The 12,484-nt window shown below is 67.9% G+C and carries 14 protein-coding genes; 7 read left to right on the top strand and 7 right to left on the bottom strand.

From position 1 onward, the window contains the following. Window positions 1-36: 36 nt before the first annotated feature. Window positions 37-657: a LysE/ArgO family amino acid transporter gene (locus H0X91_RS17325; RefSeq protein WP_006482350.1), complete on the bottom strand. Its 621-nt coding sequence runs from the start codon at window positions 655-657 to the stop codon at window positions 37-39. 110 nt (window positions 658-767) lie between these two features. Here H0X91_RS17325 and H0X91_RS17320 point away from each other — a divergent pair, with 110 nt between their 5' ends. Beyond that, a complete protein-coding gene (locus tag H0X91_RS17320; RefSeq protein WP_006480142.1) occupies window positions 768-1,661 on the top strand; it encodes a LysR family transcriptional regulator ArgP in 894 nt (297 codons plus the stop codon). A gap of 48 nt (window positions 1,662-1,709) precedes the next feature. Here H0X91_RS17320 and fnr read toward each other — a convergent pair whose 3' ends face one another. From fnr to H0X91_RS17305, 3 genes are all read right to left on the bottom strand, one after another. Next, on the bottom strand, window positions 1,710-2,456 hold the full coding sequence (fnr, locus tag H0X91_RS17315; RefSeq protein WP_006482294.1) for a fumarate/nitrate reduction transcriptional regulator Fnr: 747 nt from the start codon (window positions 2,454-2,456) through the stop codon (window positions 1,710-1,712). 103 nt (window positions 2,457-2,559) lie between these two features. Then, entirely contained in the window at window positions 2,560-3,027 is a 468-nt protein-coding gene (locus tag H0X91_RS17310) for a universal stress protein (protein ID WP_006482283.1), read from the bottom strand. A gap of 508 nt (window positions 3,028-3,535) precedes the next feature. Next, complete coding sequence (locus H0X91_RS17305; RefSeq protein WP_163125916.1) at window positions 3,536-3,943, bottom strand: DUF3005 domain-containing protein; 408 nt, start codon at window positions 3,941-3,943, stop codon at window positions 3,536-3,538. Between the two features lie 278 nt (window positions 3,944-4,221). Here H0X91_RS17305 and H0X91_RS17300 point away from each other — a divergent pair, with 278 nt between their 5' ends. Both H0X91_RS17300 and epsC read left to right on the top strand, forming a co-directional pair. Continuing rightward, entirely contained in the window at window positions 4,222-4,455 is a 234-nt protein-coding gene (locus H0X91_RS17300; RefSeq protein WP_006480138.1) for a hypothetical protein, read from the top strand. A 137-nt stretch (window positions 4,456-4,592) separates the two neighbouring features. Then, window positions 4,593-5,513, top strand: a complete 921-nt coding sequence (gene epsC / locus H0X91_RS17295; RefSeq protein ID WP_196433163.1) for a serine O-acetyltransferase EpsC — start codon at window positions 4,593-4,595, stop codon at window positions 5,511-5,513. 162 nt (window positions 5,514-5,675) lie between these two features. On the opposite strand, the gene H0X91_RS17290 is transcribed toward epsC, so the two are convergent. From H0X91_RS17290 to H0X91_RS17280, 3 genes are all read right to left on the bottom strand, one after another. After that, window positions 5,676-6,479 (bottom strand): SDR family oxidoreductase, encoded by an 804-nt coding sequence (locus H0X91_RS17290; RefSeq protein WP_006494586.1) that lies wholly within the window; start codon window positions 6,477-6,479, stop codon window positions 5,676-5,678. Further along, entirely contained in the window at window positions 6,479-7,114 is a 636-nt protein-coding gene (gene folE / locus H0X91_RS17285) for a GTP cyclohydrolase I FolE (RefSeq protein ID WP_006482320.1), read from the bottom strand. The genes H0X91_RS17290 and folE overlap by 1 nt, the downstream gene beginning before the upstream one ends. A gap of 95 nt (window positions 7,115-7,209) precedes the next feature. After that, window positions 7,210-8,136 carry a LysR family transcriptional regulator gene (locus H0X91_RS17280; RefSeq protein WP_006482291.1) on the bottom strand — a complete coding sequence of 309 codons (927 nt, stop codon included), beginning with the start codon at window positions 8,134-8,136 and terminating at the stop codon, window positions 7,210-7,212. A 116-nt stretch (window positions 8,137-8,252) separates the two neighbouring features. Between H0X91_RS17280 and pobA the strand changes: the two genes are divergently transcribed. From pobA to H0X91_RS17260, 4 genes are all read left to right on the top strand, one after another. After that, window positions 8,253-9,485 (top strand): 4-hydroxybenzoate 3-monooxygenase, encoded by a 1,233-nt coding sequence (gene pobA / locus H0X91_RS17275; RefSeq protein WP_006494082.1) that lies wholly within the window; start codon window positions 8,253-8,255, stop codon window positions 9,483-9,485. A 144-nt stretch (window positions 9,486-9,629) separates the two neighbouring features. Beyond that, window positions 9,630-10,346: a 3-oxoacid CoA-transferase subunit A gene (locus H0X91_RS17270; protein ID WP_006482282.1), complete on the top strand. Its 717-nt coding sequence runs from the start codon at window positions 9,630-9,632 to the stop codon at window positions 10,344-10,346. A gap of 19 nt (window positions 10,347-10,365) precedes the next feature. Continuing rightward, window positions 10,366-11,022, top strand: a complete 657-nt coding sequence (locus tag H0X91_RS17265; RefSeq protein ID WP_006482308.1) for a CoA transferase subunit B — start codon at window positions 10,366-10,368, stop codon at window positions 11,020-11,022. 88 nt (window positions 11,023-11,110) lie between these two features. Beyond that, window positions 11,111-12,469 (top strand): 3-carboxy-cis,cis-muconate cycloisomerase, encoded by a 1,359-nt coding sequence (locus H0X91_RS17260; RefSeq protein ID WP_058902481.1) that lies wholly within the window; start codon window positions 11,111-11,113, stop codon window positions 12,467-12,469. Window positions 12,470-12,484: the final 15 nt, after the last annotated feature.

The following is a 12,484-nucleotide window of genomic DNA, read 5'->3' as shown; positions in this document are numbered from 1 at the left end:
GTCGCGGCAGACTGCGTCTGCCGCGACGCTCCCTCCCTACCGCAACTGCACGGCCGCGAGAAACAGCACCATGCTGCCGATCGCGCCATCCAGCACGCGCCACGCGACCGCCTTGCGGAACCACGGCGCCAGCAAGCGCGCGCCATAGCCGAGCCCGAGGAACCACACGACGCTGGCCGTCATCGCGCCGATCGCGAACGCGAGCCGCCCGCCTTCCGGCTCGCGCGCGCCGGCCGTGCCGATCAGCAGGAACGTATCGAGATACACGTGCGGGTTGAGCCACGTGAACGCGAGCGTCATCAGCACGATCGCGAGCGCGCTCTGCGGCGGCGGCGCGACCGCGTCGCCGCGCACGTCGAGCGTGTCGTGGCCGGGCTTGAACGCACGGCGCAGCGCATTGATGCCGAACCACGCGAGATATGCGAGGCCGACGTACAGCACCGCGTGGACGAAGGTCGGATAGCGCTCGACGAGCACCGACGCGCCGCCGACGCCCGCGCCGATCAGGATCATGTCGGACACCGCGCACAGCAGCACGATCTTGCCGACATGCGAGCGCATGATGCCCTGGCGCAGGACGAACGCGTTCTGCGCGCCGATGGTGACGATGAGCGACGCGCACAGGGCGGCGCCGTGAGAAAAAGCGAGCCAGTTCATGATGGGGGACAGCCGTGGAAGCAGTAGACGAACGAATCGGGTAGCGCTAGTCTGCGAGCAGCGCGAGAATAAGAGAAGCTAAATCACCTAATGCAGATTAAGGAAATCTAATGCTCGACTACGCGTTGCTCGATGCCCTCGCCGCCGTGATCCGGCACGGTTCGTTCGAGCGGGCGGCCAAGGAGCTGAATGTCACGCCGTCGGCGGTGTCGCAGCGCGTGAAGCTGCTGGAGGAGCGGGTCGGCAGCGTGCTGGTCAAGCGCGGGCAGCCGTGCGTCGCGACCACGTCGGGCGCGCTGCTGTGCCGGCATACCGAACGCGTGCAGTTGCTGGAAGCCGAACTGGGCGGCCGGATGCCCGCGTTGCCGGGCCAGATCGCGAGCGCGTGGCCGACGCTGCGCGTGGCCGTCAACGACGACAGCGTCGCGACGTGGTTCATCGACGCGGTCGGGCCGTTCTGCACCGAGCGCGAGACGCTGCTCGACCTCGTGATCGACGATCAGGATTACACGGCCTCGCGCATCCGCGACGGCAGCGTGCAGGGCGCCGTGACCGCGCAGGCCGAGCCCATCCAGGGCTGCCGGTCGGAGCGGCTCGGGCGGATCCGCTATCGCGCGGTGTGTTCGCCGGCGTTTTACGCACGTTATTTCGACGCGGGGATCACGCGCGATGCGCTGCGCCGCGCGCCGTGCGTGATGTTCAATCCGAAGGACGGCTTGCAGGCGCGCTTCATCCGGCGCGTGACGCGCGCGGATCTCGATCCGCCGCAGCACTGGATACCGCACGTCGCCGGCTACCTGCGCGCGTGCGAAACGGGATTGGGATGGGGGATGTGCCCGGACCGGATGGTCGACCGCCAACTGGCGGCGGGCGAGTTGATCGACATGTCGCGCGGGCGAACCATCGACATCGATCTGTACTGGCAGAGCTGGCGTCTGTCGATCGGCTGGCTCGACGATTTCAGCGCGGCGCTGAAAGCGCGTGCCGCGCTGTTTCTCGATTGACCGGCGACGTTGGGCAGGCGGCGCGTGACGGGCGCGCGCCGTGCGGTATCAGAGGTGTTGCAGGCCGTCGAAGTCGATGATCTGCACGTGGCGGCCCTGCATTTCGATCAGGCCGCGCTTCTGGAATTTCGACAGCGTGCGGCTGACCGTTTCGAGCGTCATGCCGAGATAGCTGCCGATGTCCTCGCGCGTCATCCGCAGGTTGAATTCCGACGGCGAGTAGCCGCGCTTCAGGTAGCGCGACGACACGTCGAGCAGGAACGCGGCGACGCGCTCTTCGGCATTCAGCGAACCGAGCAGCATCGTTTGCGACGTTTCGCGCACGATCTGTTCGCTCATCAGCTTGTGCATGCGCAACTGCATCGAGCCGGCTTCCGAGCACAGCGTCTTGAGCGCGCTGTACGGAATCACGCAGACCGAGCTGTCTTCCAGCGCGACCGCGGTGCGCGGGTGCGTATCGTCGCAGATGCCGTCGAGGCCGAGCGCTTCGCCGGCAAGGTGCAGGCCCGTGACCTGTTCGCGGCCGTCGTGACGCGTCGCGACGGTTTTCAGCGAACCCGAGCGCACCGCGTACAGGTTGTCGAATGCGTCGCCTTCGCGGAACAGCGCTTCGCCGCGCTTGACCGGGCGTGCCGCGCAGATGACCGACTCGAGGCGACTGAGCGCTTCGGGCGCCAGGCCCTGCGGCATGCACAGGTGCCGCATCGCGCACGACGAGCAGTGCGCGGCCTGGCGAGGAGCCCAGCTACCGGCATGGGGCGTGGCGGCGGGGCGGGTGGCGACGGGCGTCAGCATGATCGTTTACTCCGGCGTTGAATCGACGAAATCATTGTCCCACCGCAAGTTGCCGCTGTCGGGTGACAAAACGTCGCGACCGGCCGCGCCTGCCGAGCGCCGCTCAGGCGGCCGGCTCGTCCGCGTTGGCGGCCGCCGGGATCAGCAGCACGGGCAGCGTCGCGTGGCGCACGCACTGTTCGGCGATGCTGCCGAGCACGAGGCGGCGGAAGCCGCGACGGCCGTGCGTGCCGAGCACGAGCAGATCGGCGCCGAACGCTTTCGCGCCGTCGAGGATCAGCGACGATACGTCGTTGAGCGACGTCGCTTCGTTCAGCCGCGTTTCGCCTTTCACGCCGGCGGCCTGCATCCGCTTCGCGAAATCCTGCGCGAGCGTGTTGCCCTGCGCGACGAGCTGATCGCGCAGCACGGACGGATCGTAGCCGGGCACGTTGTAGTAGATCGCCGCGTTTTCGACGACGTAGAACGGCTGCAGCTCGGCGCCGTGCGCTTTCGCGAGCGCCAGCGCGGCGTCGAACGCATGGCGGGACGTGTCGCTGCCGTCGACGGCAACCAGAATACGCTTGTACATAGTGTCTCCGAGTGGCGGGTTGAAACGAAGTCGGCCGGATGGCCGAGCGGGCTGGGCGATGCGCGATGCTGCGAGGCAGAGTAAACCAACGGGCAGGATCGTGCAGCGAGATGCCCGCGCTGCCGCACTGTCGCGCGGTTCCGGTCGCGGCCGGGCAGGGCCATGCATGCGACGCATGCTGCACCGCGCGATGCGTGTCGCGTGGTGTGGCCGCATCGTCGGCGAAACCGCATGCGCGCGCATCGACCCGACACGGCAGTCACGCCGATGCGCGGCACGCATCGCCATTCAATCGCAATCGCGCCGCGCCGCCATGACTTCGGTCAATGCATGTGCGTCGATGCGATGCGCGGCAGGCATGACCGTGAACGCCGAGGCCCGTTCGCGGAACCGTTCGCTTCGGCATCGCGCGAACGAGTATCGGCGCGTAGCGCGAATCGTACGCGCCGATCCACCGCCATCGTTCGACGGCGATTCCGAATCGAACGATCGATTCAAACGCCGCGGGCTATCCCGGCACGGCGGTCAACTCGATGACGCGCTCCGGGCGGCGGCCGTGGCCGGGCCAGTACGCGCTGCCGTACATCCGGTGAACGGGACCGAACGGCGCGTCGCCCGCGGGCGGCGTGTCGAAGCCTTTCTCGATCACCTTGTAGCCGGCGCGCAGCGCGAACGCCGGATGATTGCCGTCGGGGCGGCTGTCGAAACCGGCGAAGCCGTCGCCGGCTTCCGGCATCGCATTGACGAGCGACGCGTTGCTGCGCGTGATCTGGTCGGGCGAGATCGGCCCGACCCCGGCGAGGCGCGACGCTTCGCGGTGCTTGCCGTCGGTATCGACCGTGCTGTCGTGCGTGTCGTCGTTGTCGAGTTCGATGCTGCGCGGATGCGCACGACCTGTTTGAGCGGATGATTCCATCACGGCTCTCCTGGCGGCGACACGCTCCGGATCGAAGCAAATCCCGTTCCGGGCACGACGGGAAAAGGCGCGCGTGCGATCGCCGCGGTCGCGCGACGCGCACTGATTTGTCATGATTTATTTCAGCTAGAAGACGCGTTTTCTACAGAGTATGATTCTTTTCCTGCGAAGCGGCGACAGGGGATGAAGTCTCGCCGCCTCTGCCCGCGCCGGGGCGCCGCAGCACCCTTAAAGACGGGTAGTGAACAACAAAGCAAGGGACTAGAGGTGGCGGATTCATGCAAGCGACTACTGCCTTCACGCACCGCGGTTATCTGTTGAATTGCGCGCCCGCACGCGCCAGTGACGGTTCATTCAAGCCCTACGTCGTGATCTCCCGATCGAGCGACGGGGAGCTGGTTGCGAACCGTTTTTTTCCGATCGAGCTCCAGTTCAACGACGAAGGCGACGCGATCGCGCACGCGCGCGACTGGGCCGTGCGCTGGATCGACGCGAGCAGCATCTCGATGTGACGCCGTCGCGGTCGAGCAGCGCCGGCCGTCCGGCCGATCCCCGGGGCGCCGCTCCCGGACAAAAAACGCGGTAATCTTGCGGAACCCGTCACTTTATTAGCGGCCGCGCATCCGCGCGCGGCTGCCCGCATTGGCATATGTCGACATCACCCGCCCGTCAGTGGGGCCTCGAAGAAATCGTCGCCGGCTTGCGCGAGTCGCGCGAGGAACTCCATCGCACGCGCCATCCGCGCGGCATCCGCGAACTGCCGTCGCGCGATGCAATCTGCAAGATTGTGACCGGCCTGCGCGCGTCGATGTTTCCGACGCACTACGGCGCGCCCGACCTGACCGACGAAAGCGTCGACTACTACGTCGGCCACACGCTCGAAAGCACGCTGCGCATCCTGTCCGAACAGATCCGCCGCGCGTTGCCGTTCCTGCCCGAGCACGTCGATACGCCGTTCGCCGAACTCGACGAACGCGCGTTCGAGATCGCACGCGAATTCGGCCGGCAGTTGCCGGCGATCCGCGCGCTGCTCGTCAGCGACATCCAGGCCGCGTACGCGGGCGACCCGGCCGCGCAGCACATCACCGAGATCCTGCTGTGCTATCCGGGCGCGCTGGCGATGATGCACCATCGGCTCGCGCATGCGCTGCACCAGCTCGGCGTGCCGTTGCTCGCGCGGTTCATCAATGAAATCGCCCACTCGGCCACCGGCATCGACATCCACCCCGGCGCGCAGATCGGCCCGAGCTTCTTCATCGATCACGGCACCGGCGTCGTGATCGGCGAGACCGCGATCATCGGCGAGCGCGTGCGCGTGTATCAGGCCGTCACGCTCGGCGCGAAGAGTTTCCCGGCCGATGGCGACGGCGCGCTGGTGAAGGGCAATGCACGGCACCCGATCGTCGAGGACGACGTGGTGATCTACGCGGGCGCGACGATTCTCGGCCGCGTGACGATCGGGCGCGGCTCGGTGATCGGCGGCAACGTGTGGCTCACGCACAGCGTGCCGGCCGGCACGAGCGTCGCGCAGGGCAAGGTTCGCGAAGGCGGGAGCGCCGAGAAGCCGTAACGCGGCAGCGAATGCGCGGGCGCCGTTCCGCGCAACGCGGCGGATGACGCGGAATGGATCGGCGGCCGGACCGCCGTCCGGCGTTCGCGGGCGTGAGCGGCGCGAAGCCCGCTCGGCCCGGCGCACTAAGGCGGCGTGCAGCCGCCTTCGTTCATCGAAGCGTCAGTGCTTGCCGTCCGGCGAGCGGTGCTTGTACAGCACGTCCTGGTCCACGCGGATCAGGTTCTGGCCCGCATCGACGACGAAATCCACGCCGTTGTACGCATTGCCCGTCAGCAGCAGGATCGCGCTGGCGACGTCGTCGGGGCCGGCGATGCGCGCGAGCGGCGTCGAGGCGCGGCTCGCGTGTTCGAAGTCGGCCTGCGTCTGGTCGTCGCTCGGCAGCATCAGCCCCGGGAACACCGCATTCACGCGCAGCACCGGCGCGGATGACAGCGCGAGCATCTGCGTCAGGTTGCCGAGCGCGGCCTTCGCGACCGTGTAGCTGAAATGGTCGCGGTGGAAGTTTTCCTTGATCTTCTGGTCGACCACGTTCACGACCACGCCCTGCGTGCCGGCCGCGCGAGCCCGTTCGTAGAACGCGCGCGTGAGCAGGATCGGCGCGCGGCAGTTGACGGCCCACGCCTGGTCGAACGCCGCGAGGTCGAAGCTCGGGAAATGGTCCTGCCAGAACACCGACGCGTTGTTGACCAGCACGTCGAGGCGCCCGAAGCGCGCATACACCTGGTCGATCAGCGCGGTGATCTGCGCGGCATCGGACAGGTCGGCCTGCAGCGCCACCGAATCGTGCCCGCGTTCGGCGATCGCGCGGGCGGCGGCCTGCGCGGCATCGGCCGAACGGTCGTAGTGCACCGCGGTGCGATAGCCGTGCGCGGCGAAATACTCGGCGAACGCGCGCCCGGCCCGGCGCGCGGCGCCGGTCACGAGCACGACGGGCGCGTGCGCCGTTTGCTTCGTCTGCTCCATCAGGTATTCGTCAGGTTGACCGAGGAAGGATTCGCGACGATCGACAGGAATTCGCGACGCGTCGACGGATCGGTGCGGAACGTGCCGAGCATGCGCGACGTGACCATCTCGACGCCCGGCTTGTGCACGCCGCGCGTGGAGATGCACTGGTGCGCGGCTTCGAGGATCACGCCGACGCCCTTCGGCTGCAGCACGTCGAACAGCGTGTCGGCGATCTGCACGGTCATCTTTTCCTGGATCTGCAGGCGCTTCGCGAACGCATCGACGAGGCGCGCGAGCTTCGAGATGCCGACGACGCGATGGTTCGGCAGATACGCGACGTGCGCGCGGCCGATGATCGGCACCATGTGGTGCTCGCAGTAGCTCTCGAAGCGGATGTCCTTCAGCACGATCATCTCGTCGTAGCCGTCGACTTCGCTGAACGTGCGCGCGAGGATGTCGCGCGGGTCGAGCGCATAGCCGGCGAAGAACTGCTCGTACGCGCGCACGACGCGTGCGGGTGTGTCCAGCAGGCCTTCGCGCGCGGGATCGTCGCCGGCCCAGCGCAACAGCACGCGGACGGCGTCTTCGGCTTCTTCACGGCTCGGCCGGGAGGCGACCGCCTCGGGCCGCGCGGATTTCTTTCCCTTACCCATGTAGTGGCTCCATCGAAGGCCGCCTGCGGCGGCCGATATCCGGCCATTGTTTCATGCTTTCGCCGGTCGTGCGTGCGGGCCGCCGCGCCCCTTCGTCACTTCGGCCATTCGTCCTGCTCGTCGTTGAACAGCGACGCGACGACGCCGCGCAGCCACGCGGTGCGCGGGTCGTTGTGGTACTTGCGATGCCAGTGCTGCTTCAGGTCGAAGCGCGGCAACGCGAGCGGCGGCTCGACGGGCACGATGAACGCGTGCTCTGCCGCATAGGCGTAGCCGATCGCGTGCGGCACCGTCGCGATCAGGTCGGTGCGGCTCAGGATGAACGGCAGGCTCATGAAGTGCGGCGTTTCGAGCACCGCGCGGCGCTGCATGCGCTGCTTCGCCAGATATTTCTCGAGTACCTCCTGGCTGCGGCCTTCGGCGCGCACCACCGCGTGCCCGCACGCGAGGAACTGCTCGACCGTGAACGGCGGCGTCTGCTCGAACGGATGACCGCGCCGCATCAGGCAGACGAACCGGTGCGTGAACAGCCGTTGCTGGAAGAAGTTGTTGCCGTCGAGGTCGGGGAAGTAGCCGACCGCGAGATCGATCGACCCGGCTTCGAGGCCGCGTCCGACTTCGTCGTGCGCGAGGGAGACCGAACGCAGGTTCGCGTGCGGCGCGTGCGTCGCGAACGCCTGCAGCAGCTTCGGCAGGAACACGATCTCGCCGACGTCCGACAGCGCGATCGAGAACGTATGCGTGCTCGCGGCCGGGTCGAAGTCGTGCGGCGCGACGAGGCCGCGCTCGATCTGCGCGAGCGCGTCGCGGGCGGCCGGCAGCAGCGCGAGCGCGCGCGGCGTCGGCTCCATCCCGCGCGACGTGCGCACGAACAGCGGATCGCCGAAATACTCGCGCAGCCGGCCGAGGGCGGTGCTCACGCGCGGCTGACTCACGCCGAGCAGGTCGCCCGCGCGGCTCACGTTGCGCGCGTCGTCGAGCGCGACGAGGTAGGGAATCAGGTTCAGATCGAGCGCATCCATGGCCGGGCCGGTATCTTCAAAACGTATACAACATATCTCCTGAATCGCGTTGCCGCATAGTCGGGAAAGCGCTCAAATGTGTTCCACGATTCGAATTAATGTTCTGGAGACGAACAATGCGCACCCAAGTCGCGATCATCGGCGCCGGTCCGTCCGGCCTTCTGCTTTCCCACCTGCTGCGCCTGCAAGGCGTCGATTCCATCCTCGTCGAAGCGCGTTCGCGCGAATACTGCGAGAACCGCATCCGCGCCGGCGTGCTCGAGCAGGGCACGGTCGACACGCTGAACGAAGCCGGCCTCGGCGACCGGATGCGTCGCGAAGGGCTCGAACATCACGGCATCGAGCTGCTGTTCGACGGCCAGCGTCACCGCATCGACCTGTCCGAGCTGACCGGTGGGCGCGCGATCACCGTCTACAGCCAGCACGAAGTCGTACGCGACCTGATCGCGGCCGGCGTCGAGCACGGTCATCAGATGCACTTCGAAGTCAGCGACGTCGCGCTGCACGATGTCGAAAGCGAGCGGCCGTTCGTCACGTTCAAGCATGCGGACGGCCGCGCCGACCGCATCGACTGCGACTACATCGCCGGCTGCGACGGCTTCCACGGCATCGCGCGGCAGACGATTCCGGCCGACCGGCTGAACACGTTCGAGCGCGTCTACCCGTTCGCATGGCTCGGCATCCTCGCCGACGCGGCGCCGTCGCTCGACGAGCTCGTGTACGCACACCACGACAACGGCTTCGCGCTGTTCTCGATGCGCTCGCCGACGGTCACGCGGCTGTACCTGCAATGCAAGCCGGATGAAGACCTCGCCGAATGGTCCGACGCGCGGATCTGGGACGAACTGCACACGCGCTTCTCGAACGACACCGGCTGGACGCCGACCGAGGGCCGGATCACGCAGAAGAGCGTGACGCCGATGCGCAGCTTCGTGTCGGAGACGATGCAGCACGGCCGCCTGTTCCTCGCCGGCGACGCCGCGCACATCGTGCCGCCGACCGGCGCGAAGGGCATGAACCTCGCGGTGGCCGACGTCCGCGCGCTGTCCCGCGCGCTCGGCGCACGCTACCGGACGGGCGACGCGACGCCGCTCGAGCGCTATTCGGCGACTTGCCTCGAACGCGTGTGGCGCGCCGAGCACTTCTCGTACTTCATGACGAACATGCTGCATGCGTCGCCGGACGATTCGCCGTTCGTCAATCGCCTGAAGTTTGCCGAGTTGAAATACGTGACGCGCTCGCGGGCCGCCGCGCAGTCGCTCGCTGAAAACTACGTCGGCTTGCCGTTCGACGATGCGACGGCCTCCGAGGCAACCCGCCTTGACAACGCGCTGTGCGCGACTCTATGATCGGCCCATCGTTCGCTAATCGAATCTGAGTTCGAATAGCGAACAAAAGCCGAGGGTCGACGAAGGCCTCCGGCGCGGCACGCGGCACGCGCGTGTCCCCTCGACAGGCCGCGCACGAGCCGCGGGTTCGCATCAGGAAGAGACATGGTCAACAAGATTTTCGAATCGCTTCAGTCGGCGGTTGCCGACGTCCACGATGGCGCGACAATCATGATCGGCGGCTTCGGCACGGCCGGCATGCCGTCCGAGCTGATCGACGCGCTGATCGAACAGGGCGCGCGCGACCTGACGATCGTCAACAACAACGCGGGCAACGGCGAGACGGGCCTCGCGGCGCTGCTGAAGGCGAAGAAGGTGCGCAAGATCATCTGTTCGTTCCCGCGCCAGAGCGACTCGCAGGTGTTCGACGCGCTGTACCGCGCGGGCGAGATCGAACTGGAGCTCGTGCCGCAGGGCAACCTCGCGGAGCGCATCCGCGCGGCGGGCGCCGGCATCGGCGGGTTCTTCACGCCGACGGGCTACGGCACCAAGCTCGCGGAAGGCAAGGAAACGCGCGTGATCGACGGCAAGCCGTACGTGTTCGAGACGCCGATCCACGCCGATTTCGCGCTGGTGAAGGCATACAAGGGCGACCGCTGGGGCAACCTCGTGTACCGCAAGACCGCGCGCAATTTCGGGCCGATCATGGCCAGCGCCGCGAAGGTCGCGATCGTCCAGGTGTCGGAAGTCGTGCCGCTCGGCGCGCTGAACCCGGAACACATCGTGACGCCGGGCATTTTCGTCCAGCGGATCGTCGAGGTGCCGCAGGCCGCGCACGCGGCCGAGCTGGCCGCCGAACACGCTGCGTCGCAAGCCGCCTGACCCGCCTGGAGAAACCGACATGAAACGACTGACCCGCGATGAAATGGCCAAGCGCGTCGCCCAGGACATCCCCGAAGGCGCGTACGTGAACCTCGGCATCGGCGTGCCGACGCTGGTGGCCAACCACCTCGACCCGAGCAAGGAGATCTTCCTGCACAGCGAGAACGGCCTGCTCGGCATGGGCCCGGCGCCCGCGCCCGGCGAGGAGGACGACGAGCTGATCAACGCCGGCAAGCAGCACGTGACGCTGCTCACCGGCGGCGCGTATTTCCACCACTCGGATTCGTTCGCGATGATGCGCGGCGGCCACCTCGACTACTGCGTGCTCGGTGCGTTCCAGGTGTCGGCGAACGGCGATCTCGCGAACTGGCATACCGGCGCGCCCGATGCGATTCCGGCCGTCGGCGGCGCGATGGACCTCGCGATCGGCGCGAAGCAGGTGTTCGTGATGATGGAGCACCTGACGAAGCAGGGCGAGAGCAAGATCGTCGCGCAGTGCTCGTATCCGGTCACCGGCGTGCAATGCGTGAGCCGTATCTATACGGATCTCGCCGTGCTCGACGTGACGGCCGACGGCCTCGCGGTGAGCGAGATCTTCACCGACCTGTCGTTCGACGAGCTGCAGAAGCTGACCGGCGTGCCGCTGATCGACGCGACGCAAAAGGCCGCCGCCTGAACGGCAAGCGTGCCGGGGCGCGCATTCGAGCGCACGCCGGCACGCTTGGGTAGACAATAGGCGCACGCCGTTTCCCCATTCTGATGCCATGCTCGAAGACAGCGCCCGCCTGACCTCCCTGATCTGCGGCACCGAGCCGCTCAACCGGATCTGGTCGCCCCGCGCGACAATCCAGCGCATGCTCGACGTCGAGGCCGCGCTTGCGCGCGCGCTGGCCGCGCAGCAGGTGATTCCCGCCGCCGCGGTCGCGCCGATCGAACGTGCGTGCGCCGCCGGCCGGCTCGATGCCGACGCGCTCGCGCACGGTGCGGCGCTCGGCGGCAATCTTGCGATTCCGCTCGTCAAGCAGCTCACCGCGCAAGTGAAGGCCGACGACCCCGAGGCCGCGAAGTTCGTGCACTGGGGCGCGACGAGCCAGGACATCATCGATACCGCGACCGTGCTGCAGTTGCGCGACACGCTCGACGTGCTCGATCCGCTGCTCGACGAAGCCTGCGCGTCGCTCGCGGCGCTCGCGCGCACCCATCGCGCGACGCCGATGATCGGCCGTACGTGGCTGCAGCAGGCGCTGCCGATCACGCTCGGCCTCAAATTCGCCCAATGGCTCGATGCGCTGCTGCGCCATCGCGCGCGTTTCGCCGAGTTGCGCGAACGCGCGCTCGTGCTGCAGTTCGGCGGCGCGGCCGGCACGCTCGCGAGCCTGCGCGAACACGCAGCCGGCGTGAGCGCCGCGCTCGCGGCCGATCTCAAGCTCGCGGTGCCCGCCGTGCCGTGGCATACGCAGCGCGATCGCATCGCGGAAGCGGCGGCGTGCTTCGGGATGCTGATCGGCACGCTCGGCAAGATCGCGCGCGACGTGTCGCTGCAGATGCAGACCGAAGTCGGCGAGCTCGGCGAACCGGCCGCCGCCGGCAAGGGCGGCTCGTCGACGATGCCGCACAAGCGCAACCCGGTCGGCTGCGCAGCCGTGCTGACGGCTGCCGTGCGCGCGCCGAACCTCGTCGCGACCGTGTTCGCGGGGATGGTGCAGGAGCACGAGCGCGCCCTCGGCGGCTGGCAGGCGGAATGGGATGCGCTGCCCGACCTCGCCCGCCTGACGGGCGGCGCGCTCGCACAGATCGCGCAGATCGTCGCGGGCCTCGACGTCAACACCGAGCGCCTCGCCGCGAACCTCGACCTCACGCACGGGCTGATCCTCGGCGAAGCCGTGATGCTCGCGCTCGGCGACCGCATCGGCCGGCTCGATGCGCATCACGTCGTCGAGCACGCGTCGAAGGAAGCCGTGCGCACGGGCGCGACGCTGTTCGACGTGCTCGCCGCCGATGCGACCGTGTCGGCCCACCTGTCGCGCGACGCGCTCGCGCGGCTGCTCGATCCCGCACATTACGTCGGCGAGGCGCATGCCTATGTCGACGCCGTGCTCGCGCTGCATGCGGGCGCGCACTAACCAGGAGAACCTTGA

It is taken from the genome of Burkholderia sp. 9777_1386 (assembly GCF_015712265.1).
Lineage (GTDB): Bacteria > Pseudomonadota > Gammaproteobacteria > Burkholderiales > Burkholderiaceae > Burkholderia > Burkholderia cenocepacia.
Note: the sequence above shows the minus strand (reverse complement) of the source record. Positions and strands in the feature narration are given on the sequence as shown.